Origin of the sequence: Novipirellula caenicola (assembly GCF_039545035.1) — a bacterium.
Taxonomy (GTDB): domain Bacteria; phylum Planctomycetota; class Planctomycetia; order Pirellulales; family Pirellulaceae; genus Novipirellula; species Novipirellula caenicola.
Genome location: NZ_BAABRO010000004.1, coordinates 44,230 through 68,964, shown reverse-complemented (window position 1 = coordinate 68,964; position 24,735 = coordinate 44,230). Strand labels below are relative to the sequence as shown.

Annotated in this window: 20 protein-coding genes; 12 read left to right on the top strand and 8 right to left on the bottom strand. The window is 55.6% G+C overall.

Annotation, left to right across the window (positions count from 1 at the left end):
* Positions 1-478 precede the first annotated feature (478 nt).
* The gene (locus ABEA92_RS10050; RefSeq protein ID WP_345683697.1) at positions 479-1,576 is read right to left on the bottom strand and encodes a GNAT family N-acetyltransferase; all 1,098 of its coding nucleotides are present in this window, start codon (positions 1,574-1,576) and stop codon (positions 479-481) included.
* 185 nt (positions 1,577-1,761) lie between these two features.
* Between ABEA92_RS10050 and ABEA92_RS10045 the strand changes: the two genes are divergently transcribed.
* Together ABEA92_RS10045 and ABEA92_RS10040 are read left to right on the top strand one after the other, a co-directional pair.
* On the top strand, positions 1,762-3,252 hold the full coding sequence (locus tag ABEA92_RS10045) for a PDZ domain-containing protein (protein ID WP_345683696.1): 1,491 nt from the start codon (positions 1,762-1,764) through the stop codon (positions 3,250-3,252).
* Between the two features lie 143 nt (positions 3,253-3,395).
* On the top strand, positions 3,396-3,635 hold the full coding sequence (locus tag ABEA92_RS10040; RefSeq protein WP_008692795.1) for a hypothetical protein: 240 nt from the start codon (positions 3,396-3,398) through the stop codon (positions 3,633-3,635).
* A 185-nt stretch (positions 3,636-3,820) separates the two neighbouring features.
* Here the strand turns inward: ABEA92_RS10040 and ndk are convergent, their stop codons facing one another.
* Positions 3,821-4,279, bottom strand: a complete 459-nt coding sequence (gene ndk, locus ABEA92_RS10035) for a nucleoside-diphosphate kinase (RefSeq protein WP_345683695.1) — start codon at positions 4,277-4,279, stop codon at positions 3,821-3,823.
* Between the two features lie 155 nt (positions 4,280-4,434).
* Positions 4,435-5,625 carry a retropepsin-like aspartic protease family protein gene (locus ABEA92_RS10030; RefSeq protein WP_345683694.1) on the bottom strand — a complete coding sequence of 397 codons (1,191 nt, stop codon included), beginning with the start codon at positions 5,623-5,625 and terminating at the stop codon, positions 4,435-4,437.
* On the opposite strand from ABEA92_RS10030, the gene ABEA92_RS10025 reads away from it, so the two are divergent.
* The 5 genes from ABEA92_RS10025 (at position 5,624) to crtI (ending at position 10,207) form a co-directional block, all read left to right on the top strand.
* Positions 5,624-6,502, top strand: coding sequence for a hypothetical protein (locus tag ABEA92_RS10025; protein ID WP_345683693.1), 879 nt, complete (start codon positions 5,624-5,626; stop codon positions 6,500-6,502). The two genes, ABEA92_RS10030 and ABEA92_RS10025, sit on opposite strands and share 2 nt — an antisense overlap.
* A 132-nt stretch (positions 6,503-6,634) precedes the next feature.
* Entirely contained in the window at positions 6,635-6,856 is a 222-nt protein-coding gene (locus tag ABEA92_RS10020; protein WP_345683692.1) for a DNA gyrase inhibitor YacG, read from the top strand.
* Between the two features lie 389 nt (positions 6,857-7,245).
* Entirely contained in the window at positions 7,246-7,725 is a 480-nt protein-coding gene (greA, locus tag ABEA92_RS10015) for a transcription elongation factor GreA (RefSeq protein WP_040764267.1), read from the top strand.
* A 54-nt stretch (positions 7,726-7,779) separates the two neighbouring features.
* On the top strand, positions 7,780-8,523 hold the full coding sequence (locus ABEA92_RS10010; RefSeq protein WP_345683691.1) for a hypothetical protein: 744 nt from the start codon (positions 7,780-7,782) through the stop codon (positions 8,521-8,523).
* Between the two features lie 154 nt (positions 8,524-8,677).
* Positions 8,678-10,207 (top strand): phytoene desaturase family protein, encoded by a 1,530-nt coding sequence (gene crtI / locus ABEA92_RS10005; protein ID WP_345683690.1) that lies wholly within the window; start codon positions 8,678-8,680, stop codon positions 10,205-10,207.
* Positions 10,208-10,277: 70 nt separating this feature from the next.
* On the opposite strand, the gene ABEA92_RS10000 is transcribed toward crtI, so the two are convergent.
* From ABEA92_RS10000 to ABEA92_RS09990, 3 genes are all read right to left on the bottom strand, one after another.
* On the bottom strand, positions 10,278-11,504 hold the full coding sequence (locus ABEA92_RS10000; protein ID WP_345683689.1) for a glycosyltransferase family 4 protein: 1,227 nt from the start codon (positions 11,502-11,504) through the stop codon (positions 10,278-10,280).
* Positions 11,505-11,615: 111 nt separating this feature from the next.
* Positions 11,616-12,899 carry a dTDP-4-amino-4,6-dideoxygalactose transaminase gene (rffA, locus tag ABEA92_RS09995; RefSeq protein ID WP_345683688.1) on the bottom strand — a complete coding sequence of 428 codons (1,284 nt, stop codon included), beginning with the start codon at positions 12,897-12,899 and terminating at the stop codon, positions 11,616-11,618.
* 342 nt (positions 12,900-13,241) lie between these two features.
* Entirely contained in the window at positions 13,242-14,270 is a 1,029-nt protein-coding gene (locus ABEA92_RS09990) for an AAA family ATPase (RefSeq protein ID WP_425572419.1), read from the bottom strand.
* Between the two features lie 322 nt (positions 14,271-14,592).
* On the opposite strand from ABEA92_RS09990, the gene ABEA92_RS09985 reads away from it, so the two are divergent.
* A complete protein-coding gene (locus ABEA92_RS09985) occupies positions 14,593-16,431 on the top strand; it encodes an ATP-binding protein (RefSeq protein ID WP_345683687.1) in 1,839 nt (612 codons plus the stop codon).
* Between the two features lie 40 nt (positions 16,432-16,471).
* Here the strand turns inward: ABEA92_RS09985 and aroB are convergent, their stop codons facing one another.
* The gene (gene aroB, locus ABEA92_RS09980; protein ID WP_345683686.1) at positions 16,472-17,605 is read right to left on the bottom strand and encodes a 3-dehydroquinate synthase; all 1,134 of its coding nucleotides are present in this window, start codon (positions 17,603-17,605) and stop codon (positions 16,472-16,474) included.
* Between the two features lie 199 nt (positions 17,606-17,804).
* On the opposite strand from aroB, the gene ABEA92_RS09975 reads away from it, so the two are divergent.
* From ABEA92_RS09975 to ABEA92_RS09965, 3 genes are all read left to right on the top strand, one after another.
* The gene (locus ABEA92_RS09975; RefSeq protein ID WP_345683685.1) at positions 17,805-18,377 is read left to right on the top strand and encodes a hypothetical protein; all 573 of its coding nucleotides are present in this window, start codon (positions 17,805-17,807) and stop codon (positions 18,375-18,377) included.
* A gap of 169 nt (positions 18,378-18,546) precedes the next feature.
* The gene (gene radC, locus ABEA92_RS09970) at positions 18,547-19,491 is read left to right on the top strand and encodes a RadC family protein (protein WP_345683684.1); all 945 of its coding nucleotides are present in this window, start codon (positions 18,547-18,549) and stop codon (positions 19,489-19,491) included.
* 179 nt (positions 19,492-19,670) lie between these two features.
* On the top strand, positions 19,671-20,471 hold the full coding sequence (locus tag ABEA92_RS09965; protein ID WP_345683683.1) for a phytanoyl-CoA dioxygenase family protein: 801 nt from the start codon (positions 19,671-19,673) through the stop codon (positions 20,469-20,471).
* Positions 20,472-20,749: 278 nt separating this feature from the next.
* On the opposite strand, the gene typA is transcribed toward ABEA92_RS09965, so the two are convergent.
* A complete protein-coding gene (gene typA / locus ABEA92_RS09960) occupies positions 20,750-22,636 on the bottom strand; it encodes a translational GTPase TypA (protein WP_345683682.1) in 1,887 nt (628 codons plus the stop codon).
* 661 nt (positions 22,637-23,297) lie between these two features.
* Here typA and ABEA92_RS09955 point away from each other — a divergent pair.
* A complete protein-coding gene (locus tag ABEA92_RS09955) occupies positions 23,298-24,644 on the top strand; it encodes a Na(+)-translocating NADH-quinone reductase subunit A (RefSeq protein ID WP_345683681.1) in 1,347 nt (448 codons plus the stop codon).
* The last annotated feature ends 91 nt before the right edge of the window (positions 24,645-24,735 follow it).

The following is a 24,735-nucleotide window of genomic DNA, read 5'->3' as shown; positions in this document are numbered from 1 at the left end:
TTGGCGATTGGAAATCGTGCCAACCTAGCTCCGCTGGGCGGCAACAGTGCCTTCCCAAACTCGAACGTTCAAAAATAACTTCTCGCGATCAAAGGACTCTTTCTTAGAACCCGCCTCGTGCTTTTTTGAAGCACACTGTCTCGTTCGCGTGAGGCCAGATTCTATGGTTGCTAGCATCGAAGTCAAATACCTCTGCACCTTCAATAAGAAGATTTCTTTAGCGTGATGCTCTGACGTCCGCACAATCCAAAAAAGACCACGATACGGCACTCTCGTTCGATGGGACCCTAGCGTGTTCGGAGCGGTCGTTAGACTGGGCGCGTTTGTGGAAAATATGTCGATAACATAACCCACATCAGAACTTCATTTTTATCTTGCCGCCATAACGGCTTTGGCATCAATGGCTTAGGGGCAAACCAGCGGCGAAATTGGCGTTTTATGCGACTCTGTGGGCTTGTCAGCGGGATTTTATTTTCAATCACAGCGACTTCACCCATACCGATTCCTCCAACATCGATTGGAGCCCAAATGCTCGGTATAAATCACTGGCAACGTCGTTTTGTTGGTCCACGGCCAAGATCAAACGGCTGGCGCAAAACCCCTTGGCGGTCGCAATCACCGAGCGGATCAAATCGATCCCTAAACGCTGCCCCCTCGCGGTGGGAATCAATCCCATGTAAACGAGCTCGACGACTTCGTTTGATCGCTCGAAATTGGTTTCGATTTCCGAACTCTGGTTCGCTTTTTTTCGCCCTCCATTGTGGCGAGCCAAGATGGCTACCCCAACTGGATTGTCGCCGTCTTCCACAGGAGTGGTCTTTGACACCGTGAACCAGCATTCCGGAGCAAAGGAGGCGTTGGCCTGGTAGCCCGCGATCGTCTGTTCGGCCGAACGGTAATCCAGTAGCGAGGGGCAATCGAGCGTATCGACGTAGGTCTGGTCAATCAGTTTCGTAAACGCTGGCAACGCGGACTCGTTGTTCCAATCCAGCGGTGATAGTCGCACGCGAGGCTCAGGGGACGCGTGCGGCGTGGCAGACTTGGCGCGGTCGCTTGCGCTGGTCCCCTCGGTGGACGGTTCAAGCGATCTGGTCATGTATTCCAGGTCGGCTACCCAGCGAAACCCGAGTCCCGAAAACCATGCTTCGGCCGAATCGGTCAGGGAAAACGCATCGCACGCCCATTGGACGAAATGGACACCTCGGCGAGAAAGGGTCTCATCAAGATGAGTTTGGATGGTCTGGATGATCCGCAGGCGTTCGTCCTCAGCCACCTCCGTTATCCATCCCGCATGCAGTAGCGTCGCCGAATCATTGGAACTGCGGGGAGACTCGCCTTTTTGAGGGGGATGAATCGCAATCGCAGCTGCCAACGGCTTGCCGCCGGATGGGGCCGATGCCGCATCTTGGTCGATTGCGGTCACGATCAGGATGCTGTCTGGATGCCCATCGTCCAACAGACCTCGAATCTGATCGACGACAATCTGCGCCCGGCCGATGGACAGGTCCTGCAATAATTGGGGCAGGATGACCGGCAAATCGTGGACGGGAGCGATCTGAGGGCAAATCGTAGGCATATTGGCTCTTTTTGGTGCAGTTTATGCAGCGGCCTGACTCGAGCATTCTTAGTGCACCCGCACACAATGGGGGCGGCGAAGCTGGCAGGCCTTATCAGCCCCTGACCCTATCAGATTGTTCAGCCGCTCCGTATGATAGGAGCCTGATTTTAACGGTAATACGGGACAGTCAATTGAGAGAAACGATGAAGAGCAAACGTCACCACGCTTCCTTGTTGGCCATCGCGGCTGCGATTGGGTTGGCAACCTTTGTCGACGCAAACACTGCCCATGCCCAGCTCTTTCCACGTTTGCGTGCTCGTTTAGAGCCTTTGTTGCAGCCCCAGCCGCTGCCTCAGTCGCTGCCCAACCCAGCGGTGCAGCCTCAGCCGCGGCCGCAATCGCCTCTCAGGCCCGTCCAGCCAATCGTTCGCCCCAATTCCAACACGCCGCAGGCAACCGTCAATCGACCGCTAACGCCGCCTGGCAGCGGATCGTTAGGGGTGGATGTCGAGCAAATGGACATGACAATGCAGGGATTGCGAGTGACTCGCATTTCAAATCATTCGCGTGCCAATGAGGCGGGGCTTCGCGAAGGCGACGTGATCGTTGCGATTGATGGGCAAGAGACGCCTACGATCCAAGCAGTCATCGAGGTTTTGGGACAGCGCCGAGCGGGCGAATCGGTGGTCGCCCGAGTGATTCGAGGTCGACGATTAGGCCAATTGACGATCCCGTTGGTCGAACGATCGCTTCGCGATGAACCCGTTGCTGCGGCCAAACCCGTCACCTCCGCATCAGAAAACCGCCAGCCCACCGTGGCGTCCAGATATGAAGAGTCTGCAAAATCGGTCCTGGTCCCGTCAGATCCTGTTCCCTCAGATCCTGTTCCCGCAGACCCTGTTCCCGCTACACCGGTCCCCGCAGACGCCGATCCCTCGGAATCGGTGGCATCGGAATCCATTTTGAAGCGTTTCGGGATCGAAGTCGAAGATGCTCAAGTGGTGCGAGGCGCGGTGGTGAGCGAAATCGAACCTGGTTCGGTTGGCCAGCGTTGGGGATTTCAGGTTTCCGACCGCATCGTTTCGGTCGATGGTGAGTTCGTGTTCACCGCAGCGCGATTCGAATCACGGATGCAGCAGTGGGATGCGGACAAGCCACTGAAACTGCAACTGATTCGAGATGAACGTCTGCTCACGCTCTCCTTGGATCCCGCCCGCATGTCGGAGAGCGGTTCGGTGGCTAAATCGGCTGCGGATACCGCCGCCCCCGCGGGAGATGGTGGCGATACGGGATCGATGCTCGAAGGTGTCGGAGCCGCACTGGGAAACTTTTTAGCAGGGCAGAAAAAAACGAATCGCGATGGCAAGGGCGGAACCACTCCCGCGGCTCCCGCGGAAACGCTACCCCAGCCGCAATCGCCGACTGTAACCAATCCCGTGGCCAATGCTGATGCTATGTCGGGGGCGGATCCGTTAGCGTTTGGCGATGAAGAAGCGATCGACCAGGCCGCTTTCGAAGAGTTGGCGACGCCCAAGGTGGACCCGGTCGAACGTGCCTTTGATACCGATTTGTTGACGCGGCCTCGATCGGAAACCGACGCGACCACCAAGCGGGGCAAAGAGTTAGATGCCGAAATCGAGCGGCTGGAACGCAAACTCGAAGAAATGAAAGCAAAGGCGGCCGAGAAAAAATAGCACTTTGTGCTGGCCCAAAGTAAAGATGTAACGGTTGTCTGGACGATACCGGAAGTAACGAGACTTGCTGTGATATGGATAACAGCAGTCGGTTTGTTCTGAAATGCACCTGACAACTCGCCGGAAATCACGAAGGCACATCAATGAGCCGCACGTCGAAGCAACAACGCCTGACTCGTTTGGCTGTAGCCACCGTACTCTCGGGGGCCTGTGTCATCTCGACCACGGGATGCCAAGTCGCTCTGAATGGGCAAACGTTACCGAGTCCCTACTACTTGCAGGACGACGTCCAGTATTTCCCTGCAGGGCCTGAATTCAAACTGCCACGCGAAGCCGCGGCTTTGAAGGCGGCTCGCGCCGAAGAAAAACTCAATCAGCGATAGCGTCAAAGAACGTTCGACAGCAATCTTGTTGCCTGTCGAGCCTATTGAATTGGGGCTAATTTGTCACGGAGCACGTTTGTTCCGTGGCCACCGCGCGAGCGGATTTCGCTCGCGTTCCCGTTTGGGCATCGCGTGATCGCATCCGCAAATCACGCATCTCTGCGACCTTCTGTAGCCTGCGAGCTTTACTCGTCCGAGGCACGCATGAATGCGGTCAAGACCGATTCATAGTCGCACAATTCTTCATCGCGGAAGTACAGTTTCAGCTCGCGGCTGGCCGATTCTTCGGAATCGCTGGCGTGAACCAGGTTCATTTGTCGGCTGCTGCTGAAATCGCCACGAATCGTGCCTGCGGCTGCTTTTAGCCCGTTGGTGGCTCCCAGCATGTCGCGGACAACTTGGATGACATCCAATCCGTCGATCGCCAACGCCACAACCGGAGCTGAGGTGATGAATTCTTCCAATCCGCCGTAAAACGGTTTTTCGACGTGTTCGGCGTAGTGTTGTCGCGACAATTCAGGAGTCACGCGAAGCATTTTCATGCCCACGACGTGAAGCCCCTTGGCTTCGAATCGAGAGATCACTTCGCCCATCAAACGGCGTTGAACACAATCGGGTTTTAACAGTACCAATGTACGTTGCATCGAACAGCAGACTCCGCGCCAGCATGCAAATTGAGCCGGCAATATCGAGGAACAAAATTGAAGTCTGGGGATTATCGACATCAATCTTGCGAGCGCGAAGCGGGGGCGCGAAAAGGTTTATCGCGGTGATTCGCTAATCCATGACGGCACGAACGCTAATCCGTGGCGACTCGCAGCAGCGTGATGGTTTTTTCGCTGGCATCAATCTCGAACTTAAAATGCTGCAGAAAACTCATCCCAAGCAGCGGTTCAGCGTCGGTGGCGATCGGATCAAGTATCGCCGCTTCGACATTCTCGGCTTCAAATTCGCCGATTCGAACGCGAGGCAAGACGACCGCACGAGCCGAAATCGTCCGCCCGTCCGCCATCACCAACATGACTTGGCGGGCGTCGACAGGAACCTCGATCCCAAGTTCGACGGCGGTTTTCGCGGGCAGCGTCACCAGCGAAGCGCCACTGTCGACGATCATGTGCATGGGTTTCGAGCCGACCACGACGGTCACCCCCAACGCTCCGCCCGATCCCGGCGTCAACGGAATCGATTCGCGGAAAATCTCTTGCTCGATTCGTTCGAGTCGCTTGTCGATCGATTTCAGAATGATCGCTGCGGACAACTCCGATGGCGTCTCGAAATTGGTTGCCATCACTCGCAGGGCGATCTGCGTTTCCTTTTTCTGCAGCGATTCCGAAATCGAATGGTACAGCTTTTCATAGTCGGATCGGATTGCCAGCACCGTTTCCGCATACTCGGTTTCCGCCGCTGTCAATTTGGCTCGTTCGGCTGCGAGTTGTTCTTGCAGCGCCGTGCGGTTGGCCATTGCGGTGCGAATCTGCGACCGAGCCGCTTCGATCAAACCAACCAATCGGTTGTTCGCTTGAACGTTGACGCCTGCGACCCGTGCCAATTGCAAATTCAACTCACCCACCTGCGTGTTCATCTGTTGGAGTTGATTGCGATTCAAATCGACCGCGGCTTGGGCCGCCTTCCACGATTGTTGGATCAATTTCAACTCACGCTGCTGACGCGCTAAACTGGTCAGGGCCCGCGAGATCTCGGTGGCGTTGGTCGGCTGGATCGTTTTTCCGCTCTGGCGGAGTCCTTCGGCTTCGAGGATTTTCTCTGCTTTCTGTACCACCTCGGGGCTGTATTTTGCCTCATTTGCGGCGAGCCCCGGCGTCATATCGGTTAAAACAAAGAACGTCAGGCACGCCGACACAACGGATCGCAATGCTCGAGAAGACGAGAAGATGAATCGTTTCTCGTTTGCAGCGGAATGGTCATAACGCGTCGCGGGGCAGCCCGTTTCGGGGCAACACGCACTCACGTGGTAACAAGGAATTCGCATGGTGATCCTGTCGAACATCTACAAGCCGAACCTCGACAAATCGATGCCAGGCGGGCACGAATCGAGTTTGGGGGGGAATCCGAATCCCATTGTAGCCGCAGCTCCGGGCCGATGGGGCGTTCCTTTGCATTGCCGAGGCGGTTTCCGGTCGCCGCGTGCTCGTTTTCTGCAGCTCGGGTTTTTTCTGCCAATCCTAGCGGTCATGACGATGGGCGAAGCGTTTTGCCAGTCGCAACCGCTTGCTACGGCAACGTCATCGTCCGCTCCCGCATCGCTCAGCACGCTTAGTCAAACCGCATCGACGCTACTGAGACGCCAAGCAACTGCGAGTGATCCACAGCAAGAGGAATCAGCGCTGACCGCACTCTGCGATTTTTACGTCCTGCTTCGCAGCGATCCCCGCTATGCCAGCAGTGAGATGCTTCGCGGGGATGCCGCCAAGGTGCGTCGTCGGTTGATCAAATCGGCGCACCACATCGAACATCGTTTGCGACGCGCGAATATTCCTCGTTCGCAAACGCTGTCTCAGCAGGTCGATGCGTTGATCCGCCAAACCAATGACGATCTCCAATCGGGAAAGCGTTCTCGGATAAGCGACTGGGTGAATGCCGATTCAGCCGCCTCGCAGCCGGCTGATGCGGATGCAGCCAGCGGCCAATCAGGAGACCCCGTCGGCGGTGCTGCGGGCGGTGCGGCGGTGGACAACGGATGGCAATTGGTCGAGTTGATCCAGCGGGTGGTGGCACCGCAATTTTGGGATTCACACGGCGGCGCGGGCACGATTCAGTATTATGCGATGCGGCGAGTCTTGGTCGTACGCGCCACCAGCGATGTTCATGAACAAATTCGTGACATGTTGATTGCCTTGGGGTGGTAGCCGCTCGAAGCGGTGTCGTTAGGATTAAATAGTAAGGACGGCTTGTGAACTGCGACTCGGCCGCGATTCTCTAGGTCGGTGGCAATGGATGTTGCTGCAACGAACGCTACGGTTTACTCCCATTTGAAGCGTATGAATAAGAAATCTGATTCGATCAACGAACCTGTGATGAAGCTGACCTGTCCGACTTGCAGTAAGCGGTTTTTCGTCGATGAAACGCCGACGCCACCGTTTTGCTGCGAACGATGTCAGTTAGTCGACTTGGGCCGTTGGCTTGGCGAAGAAATTGGTCTGCCCTACGAAGGCGATCCCGAGGGCACGCCGGTCGAGTACCGCGATCCGCCCGCCGAGTGATTGCGGCGGGATCAACCCCCGCTTGGGTTTCATACCGACGGACCTTGCCCGCACTAACGATCTTGCTTATCGCGAAGGCCTTACGCAATCGCGACAATCGATTTTGCGGTTGCCGAGGATTCGATGGTCGTGATGGACCGACGCGCCGAATTTCTCGCCCTTGCTAGCTCCGCTTCGCTGCTTTCATCTTTACAAGAGCTTCGCCACAGGCGAAAATGACCGATTGCTAATGACAAGAACCTTTCTCAGCCGACGCGGCTTGAGGAAGGTTTTATTTTGGCTAGTGAGGGTTCAACGGGCTGCTAGCAATTTTGCGTTTGCCGCCGAATCCGATTTATCGATTTGTCGAACACAATTCTTAATAACCATTCTCACGAGGATTTCCCACCATGCATGACTCAGTGCCGATGACACGGGAGGGATACAACAAGATCAAAGCGGAAATTCATCGACTTGAAAATGTCGAGATGCCGTTGATCACGGAAAAGATTGCCGAAGCGCGCGCTGAGGGCGATTTGAAAGAGAACGCTGAATATCATGCCCAACGTGAAAACCAAGGGATGGTGATGGCGAAGGTCAACGAGTTGAAAGACAAAATCGCCCGCGCTTCGATTGTCGATGTTTCGCAATTGCCCAAAGACGAGGTGGTCTTTGGTTGCAAGGTTACCGTCGAAGACTTGGCTTACGGCGACGAAGAACAATTCACGTTGGTCGGCGCCGGCGACGAAGACTATGACTCGGGAAAAATCCTCGTGACCAGCCCCTTCGGTCAAGGTTTGATCGGCAAAAAGGTGGGGGAAACGGCTGAGATCGAAGCCCCCGCGGGCAAGTTGCGGTTCAAGATCTTGAAGATCGAATTGGATATGTAGTTCGCGTCTTGTTCGTAGCGTTTCCGCGAACGTTCTCCCTTAGCATTGCGTTTCATGTCCGACTCTGATCCCACCGATGCAAGCCACCAGGCCTCTGACCCTGCGTCCTCCGAACCTGCGCCGCCTAACCATACGGCGTCGCAAACGGCCGACGATCAGGGGCCGGGCTGGATGCCTGCGATCTTGGCAGCCACGCTATTGATGGGAATGGCCGGTTTTATCTTTTGTGGTGTATCAACTTGGTTCTTGTTTCAAAAACGGGGCGAGTTGGCGGTGCGGACGATACGCGGCAGCTACATTCCCGACATTGAACAGAGCCGGTTGTCACCCGAGCAGAAACAGTTGATCGTCAAACGGCTCGAGACGTTCGCTGAATCGGTGGAACGCAACGAATACGAAAACTGGCAAGCCGCTGGCGTGATGCAGCGTTTGCAGCGGTTGCCTGTGTTGCAGTGGGGAGAATTGGCGGCCGTCGAATCGTTTGTCATCGAACAGGATCAGGGTGACACCGAAGAGTCGCTAAAACAAATCTCGCGTCTCCGCCGCGCCGCGGAACTCGACCAAGCGACGTCATTCGACTTCGAAGATGTGTTGTCCCCGGTTCATGAACCGGCGGACAATGCACTAGGGCGACAACTGGTCCAACCGTTTACCTCGACCGCCGTCAACGAAGTGATCTCACGAGCAAAGCTGGTGGCCGATCGGAGCGATATTCCGGATGAGATGTTTACCGACATCGCGCTCGATGCCATCGTGCAGGAACAAATCGACGCGGGAATCGCCGAAGGCGGGTTCTAGAGAACGTCTTTCGAGTGCACGTCTCGGGTGAGTTGGCCGCACCATCGGCTATCATCGCAAGCTCGCCGTGATCGGTGCCCCTTTCCAAACCGGCGATTGCCTCTACAGTAACTCGTCAGTTGCTTGGGGCATGAATTGGAAAAGGAACGCGGTTTTGTCATCTCGGAAAGTGGTTGTCGTCGGCGCGGGGCCCGGCGGGCTCGCGGCTGCGATGCAATTGGCGTTCGCGGGGTGTGACGTCACCGTGCTCGAGCGGCAGCGGTCGGTCGGGGGGCGTACGTCCTCGATCCAATCCGATGGGTTTCGCTTTGATTGCGGCCCCACGTTCTTTCTGTACCCCCGCGTGCTTTCAGAGATCTTTCGTAGCGTCGGTTACGATTTGATGGAAGAAGTGCCGATGACGCGTTTGGACACGCAATATCGGTTGACCTTTGGCAAGGGAGGTCAGCTCGACTGCAGCAGTGACATCGATGCGATGGACCGTCAGATCGCCGAACTCAGCCCCGGCGACGTCGGTGCGTTCCGACGATTTTTGGATGACAACCGTGTCAAGTTGGCAAAGTTTCGTCCGATCCTTGAGTCGCCCTTTCGCTCGCCACTGGATCTGTTTCGCCCGTCGGTCTTGTCGGCGGTTCCTTATTTGAATCCGCAGCGTTCGCTTGCCGCCGAACTGCAGCGTTACTTTACCGATCCACGTTTGGTAATCGCGTTTGGATTTCAGGCGAAGTACCTGGGGATGTCACCGTTTCAATGCCCAAGTCTGTTTAGCATCTTGTCGTTCCTCGAGTACGAGTACGGCGTGTGGCATCCCGTCGGTGGTTGCAATCAAGTCAGCGAGCGGATGGCCGACATCGCTCGATCGCTAGGAGTGAAGATTCACCTGGACGAACCTGTCCAATCGATCGAATTGGAAGGGCGACGTTTAACCGCAGTGCGTACGTCGCAAGATCGTTACGCTGCGGATTCGTTTGTCGTCAATGCGGATTTTGCCGACTGGATGACACGACATGTTCCTAACGAATTGCGACGACGATGGAGCGATCGTGCGATCGAAAAAAAGAGATTCTCTTGCAGCACGTTCATGCTGTACTTGGGAATTGATGGATCGTACGACGACCTGCCGCATCACAACATTCACATTAGCCGCGATTACGAACAGAATCTTTGCGAGATCGAAACGACACACCGGCTCAGCACGGATCCGTCATTTTACGTTCAGAATGCTTCGGTGACCGATCCATCGTTAGCACCGCCCGGGTGCAGCACGTTGTACGTGTTGGTGCCGGTGACGCATCAACATGAAAATGTCGATTGGGCAGCCGAAGGGGATGCGTTTCGAGATCGCACGCTCGACTGTATGGCACAGATCGGGTGTGGCGACATTCGAGACCGGATTCGTTTTGAACACCGCATCACCCCTGACGATTGGCAGCAGCGTTATGGGGTTTACCGCGGCGCAACCTTTAATTTGGCACACAATCTCGGGCAAATGCTGCATCGGCGACCCGGCAATCGATTCGAAGATCTTGACGGAGTCTATCTCGTCGGTGGCGGAACGCATCCCGGCAGCGGATTGCCAGTGATCTATGAGTCGAGCCGGATCACCAGCCGTTTGCTGTTGGATGATCTTGGCATCGATGCGGCATTTATCGACCACCCCGAAGCATCGCCGCTTCAAAAGTAGATGGCAGCGGGCGACTAGTTTTGGCACTTTAGCTTGCCGAGCCGTTCGCAGGATCGAATTGCCAAGCCCGTTAACGACTCGCGCAGGCCAGTTGACGGTAACTTTGCTCATTGTCCAGGCTGGCTAGGCTGCGTTCGGACAACCAATCTTGGTCCTCGTTCTGATTGCGTATCCAGCGGATCAGAAGATCGCCCCATTTGACAGGCAGCCGAAGCCGTTTCCAAGTGTCATGCGAGGCGGCTGAGATCGACGCGTAGAGCGGCGGCGCGTTCAGGATTTCGCTCATGCACTCTGCCATTTTTTTCGCATCTTTCTGAGGAAAGATCATCGCGTTTTCGCGATGCTTCAAATGGCTGGTGAACATCGGATGATCCGATGCAATCGTTGGTGTGCAGGCGCGAAGCGCGTGATGAATGACCAACGGAAATCCTTCGGGGTAATCGTGTTGACTTGGCACGATGACAAGATCGCACTGGTTCATCAGCGGTTCAATCGAATCGCTTGGCATCAACCCCATCAATTCAACGCGATCTTGGATGTTGTAGCGTGTGCATTGATCGCGTGCAAAATGGTTCGTATCAGGCCCCACCAATTTAAGTGTCGTGTTGATCGACATCGATTTCAAAATGGCAACCGCTTCGATCATTTCGGCCACCCCTTTGCCCTCCGAAACGGTGCCGACGTAGCACAACGTAAACGGGTCGCGATTGCTCGGTGACTGCTTTGGTGTGAACGGGCCAGGGTCGGAGTCGATCAGGTAATCCCAAGGGATGATCTTTTTGGGGTTCACGCCAAGCCGAGCGAGTTCGCGAGACGAATTGATGCCGTAGCTGCCGACCCAATGAAAATTGTTTTGGTTCAGCGCTCGCGCCGTTCGCCGTGTCTTGGCTTCACGAACCAAATTGCGAGGGAATCCACATTTCTCGCGAGCCAGTGTGTTTGCAAACGTGGTGATGGTCGGAATTTGCTGCGACGCGATCCAGCGAATCACCGTTTGATCAATCGGGTGAATGGCGAGGTGGGTCGGTGCGTATTGCAAGATCGAGCTGATCATCGCGTTGGAGTCTGCGCTCTTGGCCAGCCCTGCGCCGATCGCACGGACTCCGTTGGGTAGCACTTCGTCGTACGGTTTCTCGGTCACCGAGGTCAACACCGCGAACTCGTCAACCAGGCCACTTAGCTTGGCATACGATTCCATCGAATACCGCTGGGCATGGTACGTTTCGAGCCCACCGGCTGCGAGTCGGTGATACGTTTCGCGAACGTCCCCGGCGTGATGAACATACAGAAGACGCACTTGGCTTGCTCCATCAAGTAATTCAGAAATTGGCGCAGTACGTTCGCCGCTCGTCGATGTCTGCCGCGGTGTGCTTGTTCGCGACGGCGCGATCAAGCATGCCGCGGCGGACTATTGTTTCCAATCATCAAAACGCTTTAGCGCATCGACCACTCTTGCCGCCTGCTGCAGTGACAAACCGGTGTAGAAGGGGATGCGTAGCAATCGGTCCGCCGCTTTTTCGGTGACTGGGCAATCCCCAAGTTGGTAACCGTAGTTTTGCCCCATCGCCGAGCTATGCAGCGGTTGGTAATGAAACGCCGCGCTGATTCCGCAGGCTTTCAAGTAATCGGTCAAACGCGTTTGAATGTCCAGCGACGGAACCATCATCCAGAACAAATGGTATGCCGATTCGCATTCCGCCGGGATGATTGGCAATTGCACGTCGTGTTCTTGCGCCCATGGTGTCAGTTCCGCCATGTAGAATTCGTGCAGCGACCGGCGGTGTTGTTGGACAAACTCGTGTTCGCGAAGTTGCACCCACAAGTGAGCAGCAAGAATATCCGACGGCAAGTAGCTCGAGCCTTTGTCGCACCATGTGTAGCGGTCAACTTGGCCGCGAAGAAACATGGCACGGTTGGTTCCTTTTTCGCGAATGATCTCGGCACGCTCGGCAAACTCGGGTTCGTTGATCAACAACGCGCCCCCTTCGCCGCACGAGTAATTCTTGGTTTGATGAAAACTCGCCGTTCCAAATCGTCCGATCGTGCCGAGCGCCTGGCCGCGATAGTAGCCAAAGATTGCATGCGCGGCATCTTCGATCACGGCGATGCCATGGCGTTTGGCAATCGCATTGATCGTTTCCATCTCACATCCCACCCCAGCATAATGCACGACGGCAATCGCACGGGTACGTGGAGTGATCAGCGATTCGATCAACGTTTCGTCGATATTTAGAGTATCGCTGCGGACGTCGCAAAACACGGGGCGAACGCCCAGATTGGTGAACGCATTGGCAGTAGAGACAAACGTGAACGAAGGCATGATGACTTCGTCGCCCGGCTGCAAATCGAGCAGCATTGCGGACATTTCAAGTGCCGAGGTGCAAGACGTCGTCAACAACGCTTTCTTGCACTGCAATGACTCTTCTAACAGCGTGTGGCACTTTCGAGTGAAAGGACCGTCGCCGCAAAGTTGCCCTGACCACAAAACTTTTGCGATCAATTCGATTTCATCACCAAACACATAAGGCTGGCAAATTTCCAGTCGCTCGGTTTGACCGGTCGTAGCCGCTCCGTTGTTCGGGTGAGCATCAAGCGTTTGCAGATCGTTTGCTATCCTGGACGGCGGTGAAACCGTTTGCGATCGAGTGTGTTCGTTCCAAGGTGTGGTGTCGCCGTTTAACTCTGTGTGCATGATGAAGACACTGCCGGTCCATAGAATCTAAGGATGAATCATCGCGGTTTGCCAACGCGGTGCGGTAGTCGAAGTAGCTGAAATCAATGGTGAAGGCTGGGTGTTCCAGCAAAAATGGGGCCGGAAATCGTTCGTCGCATGGCCGTGATTGCAATGCTGGCTTTCGCAGAGCAGGCGGTTATAGGATCCTTTCGTATGGGGGGTATTGTATGGCGTTGGCGACAGCGTCGGCAACTAAAAAATTTTGGCATGCACCCTAGCGGCTCTCTAACAGCCCGTTGTTGTTGTGTGGGGGGTGTTGTTCCCTCTGCCACCAACAACGATACATGAGAGGCAAGTGACTTACAAAACTTTTGTTGTTTTTTTAGAAGCTTCGCGAATCATCCGCAGAATCAGATCGTCCACGGTGATGCCATCGGCCTCGGCTGCAAAAGTCGGTACAACGCGGTGGCGAAGAACGGGAAGTGCGAGTGCTTGCACGTCTTCGATCGAAACACTCGGGCGTCCGTGCAGCAGGGCTCGCGCTTTGGATGCAAGCACCAATTGTTGGCTAGCGCGTGGCCCTGGACCCCATTGAATCAGTTCTTTGGCCCACATGGCACAATTTTCATCCTGTGGACGTACCGTTCGCACGGCATCGAGCACCCAGTCTTTGACATGCGGCGGTAGCGGTACATTGCGGACGGTGTTTTGGAACTGCACGATGTCTTCGCCCGAAATCACCGGCTCGACCGTGCTTTTGAACGTAGACGTGGTGCGGTCGACAATCTCGGATTCTTCATCGCGACTGGGGTAGCCGACAACGACGTGAAACAAGAATCGATCACGTTGAGCTTCCGGCAACGGGTAAGTGCCTTCCTGCTCAATCGGGTTTTGGGTCGCCAAAACAAAGAAAGGTTCGTTTAACCGATACGTGGTTCCGGCTGCGGTCACCTCATGTTCCTGCATCGCTTCGAGCAATGCGGCCTGAGTTTTCGGAGGCGTTCGGTTGATTTCGTCCGCCAGCAGCATTTGGGTAAAGATCGGGCCCCGTTCGAACTTGAATTCGCGGCGTCCCGTGGCAGGGTCTTCTTGAATGATTTCGGTGCCGGTGATGTCACCGGGCATCAAGTCGGGCGTGAATTGGATTCGCCGAAACGATAATTCCATGGACTCTGCGAGCGTGCGGATCATCAACGTTTTGGCCAGCCCCGGAACGCCTTCGAGCAAGCAATGGCCGCGTGCAAGAATGGCGATCAACAATTGTTCGATGACCTCGTCTTGCCCTACAACGATCCGGGCAACCTGCTGTCGAACTTGGTTACAGGCATGAACCAGCCGCGTGGTGGCGGCAGCGTCGCTAGACGGCTCAATCGGGGGCGGTTGGACCAAGGCAACTTTCCTTCTCGGATGAGGGATCAGGGGGCGGGAAGGGACGAGCGAAACGTCCAGGGGTTATTGTAGTCCAACCGCGAAGCGGATTGTCACGGCAGCGAAACGCATTTTTCGGTTTCGCTATCTCGCCGGACATTGGCGGAGTCATGCCGGAGTTCTGAGTACTTTTGCAATCCCCCGGACGTTTCACTGCGGATGAAGGTTTTTCGCGGCGGTTTCAATTTCAATAGATTCTCCTATCATGGGGAATCGCGGCGGTAACGCCGCCCCCGCCGTCATCCAGCCTTCCTAGGATTCTTTTCTCTCCGCGTGATGTTTTATGGCTTCTCTGTTCGTGGTCCGAGGGCGTGATCAAGGAAAACACTTTCAATTGCAAGGAAGTGTTGTTCGGATCGGTCGCGACAAAACCAACACGATCCAATTGTTGGATACCGAAGCGTCACGTGTTCATGCTGAAATCCAATTGGACAAAACCGGCAGTTGCCGTCTGCTCGATTTGGACAGCAGCAATGGGACCCTCGTCAATGGAGTGCCCAAGCGGCAACATGATCTCGCCAGCGGTGATCGGATCGAAATCGGAGGATCCATGATGATCTTTACCGGCACCGGTCAACCCGGCGCCGGTCGCTCCGGAGCGATGGAGGCGGCGCATGGAGTCGACATCGTCCAACAAAGTCACCACAACGACGGCAGCCGAATCATCTCTTCGATCTCCCCCTCTTCGGGGACGTTTCGCTCGCGATTCGATTCGGATTCGAGCGAGGGGTTGGCGGCACCACGAACGATCACGCCGTCGGTAAGCGATGCCGATCGCTCGCTCGAGGTGATGTATTTGACAGCAATCGCGGTGGGACGGACCGATGATTTGAACCAAGTGCTTAACCGCATTCTGCGTCTGGTGTTTGATTGGATCGAAGCGGACCGCGGTTGTGTGATGTTGCGTGACAACGAATCGGGGTTGTTCCAACCGGCCGCCCGTTGCGATCGTCAAGATGCTCCGAGTAACAAACTCGGCAGTCAGCGGCGGATCGAAATCAGCCGCACGATGCTCGACTATGTCTTGGAGAAAAAAGAAGGCGTGCGAACCAGTGACGCACGTGATGACATCCGATTTGACTCGGCCGCTTCGATCGTCAGCGCGGGCGTTCGCGAGGCAATCTGCGTCCCGCTGCAAGGCCGGTATGACATCGTCGGTGCGTTATACGTGGACACGTACACCGACCCAGGCCAGATGATGGCCCGTGACAATGCATCACGTTTCACCGACGATCATCTGCGGTTGATCACCGCGATCGGCCACCAAGCCGCGCTGGCAATCGAAGACACGTTCTACTATTCAGCACTGGTTCAGGGCGAGCGGTTGGCTGCGATGGGGCAAACGATTGCCACGCTTTCGCATCACATCAAGAACATCTTGCAAGGCATTCGCGGAGGCAGCTATCTAATCGAAGCCGGATTGGAGCGCGATGACACCGATGCGGTGCGGCGAGGATGGCGGATCGTCGATCGTAACCAAGAGCGTATTTCCAACTTGGTACTCGATATGTTGACCTTTTCCAAAGAACGCGAACCGCAATGCGTCGATGCCGATTTGAATGAAACGGTCGCCGATGTCGTGGAATTGATGCAGCCTCGTGCTCAGGAAATGAACGTTCAGCTGCAGTCCGAATTGTCGCCCGAAATGCCCGATGCATTTTTCGACTCGGACGCTCTGCATCGCGCCATCTTGAACCTTGTGACCAACGCAGTGGATGCGGCGTCGGAACATGCCAAGAAACAAAACGAAGCTGCCGAGGAGGCCGATGCGGCGAAGGAAAACGACGAGACCCAAGAGAGCGGCGATCAAGATTTGTTGGTCGCCAACGTCAAAGTGATCACGTGGTATGATCCGGCCGAAGGCTGGATCGTCGATGTCGTCGACAATGGACCTGGCGTTCCAGAAGAGGATCGTCAAAAGATTTTCTCATTGTTCGAATCACGCAAAGGCGCTAGAGGCACCGGACTAGGCTTGCCCGTCAGTGCAAAAATCATGGTCGAACATGGCGGGGACATTCAAGTCTTGACGCCGCCGAGTGGCAAAGGCAGCTGTTTCCGTTTGCGGCTGCCACCGCGGGGAACCGATCTGGGCGACCTGAGTCGCCGCGACACGATGGCATAGCCGTAACCGGAATTTGTCGATCGGTCGAAAACCGAAATTGTTATCGGCACGACTCGATCGCTCGAACGACAGCTTCGGGGGCGACATCGCCGACCAAGCCGACGCTGCCGATTCGCTCAGGCAGGATAAAACGCAGCTTGCCATGGGACACTTTTTTGTCACGCTGCATCACCGGCAACATCGCATCGACATCGGCTTCGGGAAATGTGGTGGGCAATCCGCAAGCCAATAGCAGGTCGGTTTGTCGGCTCAGCAAACTCGCCTCGCACCTTCCTAGATCGATCGCCATGTTCGCGGCCATCTGCATTCCGATCGCGACCGCCTCGCCATGCAGCAATTTGCCATAGCCGGCGGTCGCTTCGATGGCATGAGCAAAGGTGTGGCCGTAGTTCAAAATCGCGCGGCGGCCACTCGTTTCACGCTCGTCTTCACCCACCACCCGCGACTTGGATCGACAGCTCTCGGCGATCGCATGCCGGACCGCTTCGTCATCGCGGGCGACAAGTTTCGCGGCGTTGGCGTCCAACCAATCAAAGAAGGCGGCATCGTCGATCACGCCGTACTTGATCACCTCGGCCAATCCGCTGATGTACGCGCGTTCGGGTAACGTCGACAAGACATCGGTATCGATCATCACCAACGACGGTTGCCAGAATGCGCCGACCATGTTTTTCGAGGTGGGAAGATTAATCCCTGTTTTGCCTCCGACGCTGCTGTCGACCATCGCGAGTAGCGTGGTGGGGACTTGAATAAATCGGATTCCGCGTGTGAATGACGCAGCAGCAAAGCCGGCGAGGTCCCCGATGACGCCGCCGCCGACCGCGATCAGCACGCTGCTGCGGTCGGTCGAACAATCGAGCATCCATTGCCAAATGTCGCTCAGCTGGGAAACCGATTTACTGGTTTCGCCCGAGGGGACCGACCGATAGCTGACGCGAACCGGTTTTCCATGTGGCGTCGGGCACGCGGTCAACGACTCCGTCAATCGCTTGGCCCATGGATCTTCGACCGCAGCGTCGGCGATCACCAATGCGTGAGAAAGGTCCGGCAGCGTTGCCAAGATCGTCTGCCCAAACGAGTCGATCTGCTGGGTGCCAATGTGGATGTTGTAACTGCGGTCGCCAAGCGGAACTTCGACGCAGAGCGTTGGATGAGGATGGGAACCCGAGGACATAAGGGGACTCGAAGCGTTGCGAAGGAGGGTGGATTGGAATTCGACTGGGAAAATCGGTGTCATTTGCCTGTAGCTTACAGTGCGATAAGCTTCTGGTTCAGATGCGTTGAGAGCGGATTTTTCGCTTGATTCCCCCGCCGGAAGCCTATCTGAAGCACCACCACCTCGTAAACCGACACCCCGCAGACGAGACAATTTTTTGGAAACGGAAACTACCCACGCCGACAAGTACAACGATCCGCGCGCTCGCATCACGGGGCGAGGCTTGCTGATTGGCATCGCGGTGCTCGTTTTGGCGGCCGTTGGTGCCTACTTTAGTATCACCGGGCGGCGGACCAAGATCGAAAAGAGCACCGAATTCTGGGGTCAAGAGACGATTGTCGCACTGCAGCTCGGTGAACGGTTCGAGATCATCCCGATCGATGGCGAACAAAAAGATCCCATCAATTTGACGGCAATGCCGGGACTGGGGCTGCTGCGTCAAGCGTTGCTGGAAGAACGCAACTACGAATGGGATACCCAGGGAAATGTGCCGCTGTCCGAGCGGATCGCCGATGCCGAAAATCGTGAGCGGATTCGCTTTCGCTTGACCGATCCCAACGGAAAACGATTCGAGAAGGTCGAGTTGGACTTGGACTTAGCCAGCGGCTGGATTGCCGCCGCCGATGGTTCCAAGAGCGTTCGCATGAATGCCCACACGCGACCGAAGTTGAAAAATTTCCTCTCGACCGTGATGCACGCCGAGCAAAAGCGTTACGACTTTCGCGAGTGACCTGCGCGCTCGCCCAAGCCGTGCGATTGGTTTTCTGGCTTCCCGATGCGGCTTCAGAAACCAGCCCGATTTGTTCGCAAAAAGTGTCCCCGATGTTTTCCACTGCATCGAATCAGCGTGCTAGGATAAGGATCAAGTTTTTCCTGCGACCGTCCGCGAGGTTGATCCGATGTCCACCGATCGACGCAAACGCTTGGCACAAGTCATCAAGCCGCTAACGGAGCTTGACGAGTTTTCGGCAGAGCAGGCAAAGTCAGTGTGTGAACCGGCTAAACCGGGTTACGTCACCACCACGATTAAAACGCTGGTTCGCGAGGGCATCTTGCAGCGTGTGGTCGTGGATGACCAGCATCGTTTTCGATGGTGTGAACCGGAGCGGTTTCAGCCAGAGAAATGGATTGACCAACAAATTCATGGACTGCAAGTCAGAGAGACTCCGGAACAGGAACGGCCTCGCGAAAAATTGCTTCGCAACGGAGCCGCCTCACTCAGCAATGGTGACTTGTTGGCAATTCTGATTCGTGTCGGAGTGCCGAAACAGTCGGCGATCGCAGGCGGCAATTTGCTTGGTAATCGTTTTGCGATGCAGTTGGAAAAGCTGCCGCGAACCGATCGTGAAGAGCTTCGTGAAATCAGCCCGACGATCAACCGAGTGAGTTATGCGCAGATCATGGCGGGGATCGAATTGGGGCGTCGCGTCGCGGCGGCGCAAGCAAGCCATCGCCAAGACGAAACCAAAATCACCAGCACCGAGTCGGCGATCCAGTACTGTGCCAACGAATTCGCACGCTTAGCAAGCGACGCGGTGCAGGAAGAGTTCCATATTGTCACACTTGATACGAAGCACAAGCCGATTCGTACGCATCAAATCACGATCGGTACGCTCGATGCCAGTTTGGTGCATCCGCGTGAAGTGTTTCGTCCCGCCATTCGTGACGCTGCTTCCGCGATCTTGCTCGTGCATAATCATCCCAGCGGCGATCCGACACCGAGTCGTGAAGACATTCAAGTGACCGGGCGATTGACCGACGCGGGCAAATTGCTCGGAATCATTGTGTTGGATCACATTATCGTCGCCAGCCAACGCTGCTTGAGCATTCGTGAGGAGAGTTGATTCCGTCGATACCGATTCGAGTGTCGGTCATTCGTGTTGAATTGTGTTCACTAATGAACTCGAGGTTTTTTGTGAAATCTTGAGAAAACACTTTCAATCGACGTCGTGAACTTGTTTAATTCACCATTAGTCGGGGCACGGTTTACTCCAGAACGCTCTTAGCGAAAGGATGTTGCTCAGTGAACAGACAAGCAAACGCGATTGCACCTCAGGTGGGCCACGCAGGAACCGAGGCCTCCGGCGGTCGGCTCAAACTGTCGATCGACCAGCAATGGGAGTACGAGCACCACGGTTTTGTGGTGTTAGAAAATGTGATCGACGCATCCGCGATCGCAGAGATGCGAGACGTGATCACCAAGATGGTCGCCCAGTACTCGCTGCCCGATGAATCATCACTGGATGCCTGTGTTCGGTTGAACCAGGAAAACGATCAGGCACTTTACAATGTCTATCGCGTTAGCCATCAAACCGCTGCGATGAATCGGCTACGAGAGCAGTGTCGAGGGCTCGTCGAGCAAGTGACGTCCAAGGATTCGGGAGTCTTGATCGACGTCGATTCGCATATCATTTTCTGCATCCCCAACTCAAACCGGTTGACGTGGGGATGGCATCAAGAAAGCACGTATGACGTGTTTGACGGCGATGGCGTCAATTTCTGTTTGCCGATCTTTGAACGCGCCACTCGCGAAAATGGTTCGATGAGTGTGCTGCGTGGAAGTCACGTGATGGGCAAGTTGCCGTTTGACAAAGTCAAAGAGCACGAGAATGGGGCGACCACGCTGGTGCCCAAGGGGATCCAAGAATACGAAGAGGCATTCGAGGAAGTTGTCTTCGAAGCCGATCCTGGTTCGGTGGTGATGTTCAACCGTCACTTGATTCATCGGTCCAACCAGAATCAAACGCCTCGACCACGAATCACCGCCGTGATTCGATTCATGCAGATCGAATCACTGCCCGAGTCATTCGAGAAACCGTATTAGCAGCCTAGCGAAGCAGCCTTGGTCGATGCCCAATCTGTTTCACCAAGTTCCTTTGCGATGCGACCAAGGGAAGCACTCGTAGCGAAACTTATCTACGGCTTGTTGATTTAGTCGTACGATGGACTTCCTAGTCCGTCGAATGCGCCATTGACGGACTAGGCCATCATACACCCCTTGTCTCAGGAAGCTTCACTAGATCAACAAGCCGTTGCCGGCTTCCGTTCGTTGGGGCGCCGAACGCTAAATCGCCGATTACAGGGCGGCGGTCGCGTTATCGCTTAGCCGCTACGGCCTTGGCGGCGACGTGCCGATTCGGTCAACAGGATCTTTCGCAAGCGAATGTTCTCTGGCGTCACTTCGACCAATTCGTCTTCTTCGATGTATTCCAAAGCGGCTTCGAGTGACAGCGTTCGTGACGGCTTGAGGATCACGTTGTCATCGCTGCCCGAGGCGCGGACGTTGGTCAATTTCTTTTCGCGGCATGGATTGACGATCATGTCGTTTTCGCGAGCGTTTTCGCCAACAATCATCCCTTCGTAAACCTCGACGCCCGCCGGTACGATCAATTCGCTGCGGTCTTGCAGCATGAACATCGCGTGAGGCATCGTTTTACCGCTTGTCATCGAAACCAAGACACCATTGGCACGCTTGGGCACATCGCCTTCGACCGGGCGATAGCTTTCAAAGCGATGGTGGATGATCGCGGTTCCGCGAGTCGCGTTGAGCAATCGCGTACGCAATCCAATCAAACCACGCGATGGGATCAAAAAGCGAAGCAGGCTGTATTCGCCGCGTTGGGCGAGTTCTTCGAGCGTGCCGCGGCGGTTGCCCACCAATTCCATCACCGGGCCCATCGCATCGGTCGGGACTTCCACACGCAGCGTTTCAAACGGTTCGTGTTTCTTGCCGTTGATCTCTTTGAAAATCACGCGGGGCTTGCCGACGCTTAATTCGAAGCCTTCGCGACGCATCGTTTCGATCAAAACAGCCAAGTGCAAAACGCCACGGCCTTTGACGGCATAGGCCTCGGTGCCCTCGACCATCTCGACGCGAAGCGCCACGTTGCGCTCGAGTTCTTTTTCAAGCCGCGCTTTTAGTTGTCGCGTGGTCACGTACTTGCCTTCGCGACCCACCATCGGCGACGAATTCACACTGAATACCATTTCCAGCGTCGGTTCGTCGACGGTCAAGCGTGGCAGTGGGTTGTTTGCATCGACGTCCGAGATCGTGTCGCCAATTTCGATCGAGCCGAGTCCTTCGATCGCGACGATATCACCTGCTTCGACCGATTCCGCTGGAGCACGACCAAGTTTGTCAAAGACGAATAGACCGCCGACCTTCTGCTTGCTCACCCCGCCTTTTTGGTGCAGGTCGATCGTTTGTCCCGCTTCGATTTTTCCGGCGCTGATTCGGCCGACCGCGATCCGGCCAACGTACTCGCTCCAATCAAGCGTCGTGACCATCATCTGAAGAGGGGCTTCGTTTTCGACTTCGGGGCCAGGCAGCGAATCGACCAGCAAGTCGAGCAGCGGACGCATGTCCTTGGTGGCCGTCTTGGGGTCGTGCGTCGCATAGCCCTCTTTCGAGCTAGCGTAGACGTACGACGCGTTGTCGAGCTGCTCTTCGCCGCCGAGTTCGGCTAGCAATTCAAGTGCTTCGTCCAGCGCTTCGTGAGGTCGTCCATCGGGGCGGTCAACCTTGTTCACCACCACGATCGGGCGAACTCCGGCTTGCAACGCCTTTTCCAGGACAAAGCGGGTTTGTGGCATCGGCCCTTCGGCCGCATCGACCAACACGAGTGCTCCGTCGGCCATTTTGACCACACGTTCGACTTCGCCACCAAAGTCCGCGTGACCTGGGGTGTCGATCAGGTTGATCTTCACGCCGCGGTAGTGGATCGCAATGTTTTTGGAAAGGATCGTGATACCGCGTTCACGTTCGAGGTCGTTCGAATCGAGGATCCGCTCGCCCTTCAGTTCGGTGTCGCGGTATTGACCGCTTTGTCGCAGCAGACAGTCAACCAGAGTTGTTTTGCCGTGGTCAACGTGAGCGATGATCACTACGTTGCGAATGTCGTTTCGTCGCAAGGGATTCGTTTTCGTGCTATCGGATGGAGAGGCAGACGATAGTGCGTTGTCGGTTTGGTCGAGTGACGCAGATGTCATGTTTGAATCAGTTTTGTAGATTGAAGGGAGAGTCCGTGCGAAGCGCTCGCGACCGTTGAGTAAATAAACACGCCCGCCTGAGAAAAAACGACGGTCAAGGACGTTCAGAGACGCCAATGAAAGGTTCCGTGCGTTGCGCAATCGAGCTCTTGTCCTCTATGTAACCCGATAATAGGGTGTCGCGTCGAGGCGTAAGTTTTTTGGCACCGAGGATTGTCCCCTTGCGGGCGTCTATGGGAAACGCAAGTCACTTTGTGGTTGTGCGTCATACTTCTCGCAGCATCTCGAAAGTATGCAGTTGCCAGTTTTCGCTCGCTGTGCCATATTTAACGCCGCAAAAGTTCTGCCAACCAAATTGGCAGGTCTGCCTGCTCGAATGGACGCTGAAGCACGACGCTCCGCACCGATCACGCCCGCTGACGAACCTGGTTCCTGAGGTGGGCATTGTCTCGAGTCTACTTTGTGAAAAATTTCACAAGGTGGGTGGTCGCTCGTTGGTTCACCGTATTTTCCAGAGCACGTTGACGGGATCTGTACCGCAGATGGTCGCTGGTCGCCTCGGTTGAGGGGTGTGATCGGCCCGTTTGCCAGTGAATCGTCATGTTAGGTGGGTCTGTCGCACGAGGCTGGTTCGTCATTCGTCTTCGGCACTTTCACAACAATGACAACGATCAAACAAGGTTTGGATCTGCCCATCACGGGCGCTCCGGAGCAACGCATCGCCGTTGCCAAGCACGTTCGCCACGTTGCGCTCATCGGTGACGACTACGTGGGGATGAAGCCCACCATGTTGGTTGGCGAAGGTGACACGGTTCGTCAAGGCCAGCCCGTTTTCGAGGACAAAAAGACGCCTGGCGTGTTGTTTGTCGCTCCGGCATCGGGAAAGGTGGTTGAGGTCAACCGCGGCGCCAAACGGAAATTCGAATCGCTCGTGATCGAAGTCGACGGCGACGACCGCGTCGAATACGAAGGGGTTCGTGGTTCGGACCCGCTGGCGTTGGGCCGTGACGGCGTGGAAAAGCATCTGATTGCTAGTGGGCTGTGGACCGCGTTTCGCACGCGACCCTTCGGCAAGGTGCCAGTTCCGGGTACCAAGCCCCACTCGATTTTTGTCCAAGCGATCGATACCAATCCATTGGCGGCGGATCCCGTGGTGGCGATGGCGAATCGCAAAGAGCAGTTTTCGCTCGGTTTGGTTGCGATCAAACAGTTGACCGATGGCAAGGTGTTTGTTTGCAAGAGCGAAGGGGCTCAGATCCCTGGCGCTTCGACAAACGGCGTGCAGATCGAAAGTTTTGCCGGTCCACATCCTGCCGGTTTGGTCGGTACTCATATTCATTTCCTAGATCCGGTTGGTCCGACGAAGACGGTTTGGTACATCAATTACCAAGACGTGTGTGCGATCGGTTCGCTGTTGCAAACCGGAACCTTGGACACGCAGCGTGTGATTTCGCTTGGCGGTCCTCTGGTCAATCAACCCCGCTTGCTCGAGACCCGTTTGGGTGCCGATCTTGCCGAATTGGTCGATGGCGAGACGCAAACCGGCGTCCAGCAGCGTGTTGTTTCCGGATCGGTGCTCAACGGCCGAACCGCCGCTGGACGGTTCCGTTTCTTGGGGCGTTATCACAATCAAGTTTCGGTGTTGGCCGAAGGCAACGAACGAGAATTCCTGGGCTGGCAAGGTCCCGGGTTTGATAAGTTCTCGGTGTCGCGTGTTTACGCGTCGGCGGGAATGCCGGGTAAGAAATTTGCCATGACCACCACCACACACGGCAGCGAGCGAGCGATGGTGCCACTGGGCACCTACGAGCAAGTGATGCCGCTGGACATTTTGCCAACGCAATTGCTGCGTTCACTGATTTACCGCGATACCGACGAGGCCCAGCAATTGGGAGCTCTAGAGCTTGAAGAGGAAGATTTGGCTCTGTGCACCTTTGTTTGCCCTGGCAAGTACGAATACAGTTCGCTGCTGCGAGAAAGCTTGTCGACGATCGAGCGAGAAGGTTAGTCCGATTGCTGAGGCGTTTTGCCCTTCGCGAATCCGCGAGTGTTAAGGCAATGACAACGTCCCAGTGCCGCCAACCCTATTGACCCCCGTT

Excerpts from the sequence above, each read along its gene's own strand:
- ABEA92_RS10050 (WP_345683697.1), bottom strand. The coding sequence starts at position 1,576 with ATGCCTACGATTTGCCCTCAGATCGCTCCCGTCCACGATTTGCCGGTC.
- ABEA92_RS10045 (WP_345683696.1), top strand. The coding sequence starts at position 1,762 with ATGAAGAGCAAACGTCACCACGCTTCCTTGTTGGCCATCGCGGCTGCG.
- ABEA92_RS10040 (WP_008692795.1), top strand. The coding sequence starts at position 3,396 with ATGAGCCGCACGTCGAAGCAACAACGCCTGACTCGTTTGGCTGTAGCC.
- ndk (WP_345683695.1), bottom strand. The coding sequence starts at position 4,279 with ATGCAACGTACATTGGTACTGTTAAAACCCGATTGTGTTCAACGCCGT.
- ABEA92_RS10025 (WP_345683693.1), top strand. The coding sequence starts at position 5,624 with ATGGTGATCCTGTCGAACATCTACAAGCCGAACCTCGACAAATCGATG.
- ABEA92_RS10030 (WP_345683694.1), bottom strand. The coding sequence starts at position 5,625 with ATGCGAATTCCTTGTTACCACGTGAGTGCGTGTTGCCCCGAAACGGGC.
- ABEA92_RS10020 (WP_345683692.1), top strand. The coding sequence starts at position 6,635 with ATGAATAAGAAATCTGATTCGATCAACGAACCTGTGATGAAGCTGACC.
- greA (WP_040764267.1), top strand. The coding sequence starts at position 7,246 with ATGCATGACTCAGTGCCGATGACACGGGAGGGATACAACAAGATCAAA.
- ABEA92_RS10010 (WP_345683691.1), top strand. The coding sequence starts at position 7,780 with ATGTCCGACTCTGATCCCACCGATGCAAGCCACCAGGCCTCTGACCCT.
- rffA (WP_345683688.1), bottom strand. The coding sequence starts at position 12,899 with ATGCACACAGAGTTAAACGGCGACACCACACCTTGGAACGAACACACT.
- ABEA92_RS09985 (WP_345683687.1), top strand. The coding sequence starts at position 14,593 with ATGGCTTCTCTGTTCGTGGTCCGAGGGCGTGATCAAGGAAAACACTTT.
- aroB (WP_345683686.1), bottom strand. The coding sequence starts at position 17,605 with ATGTCCTCGGGTTCCCATCCTCATCCAACGCTCTGCGTCGAAGTTCCG.
- radC (WP_345683684.1), top strand. The coding sequence starts at position 18,547 with ATGTCCACCGATCGACGCAAACGCTTGGCACAAGTCATCAAGCCGCTA.
- typA (WP_345683682.1), bottom strand. The coding sequence starts at position 22,636 with ATGACATCTGCGTCACTCGACCAAACCGACAACGCACTATCGTCTGCC.
- ABEA92_RS09955 (WP_345683681.1), top strand. The coding sequence starts at position 23,298 with ATGACAACGATCAAACAAGGTTTGGATCTGCCCATCACGGGCGCTCCG.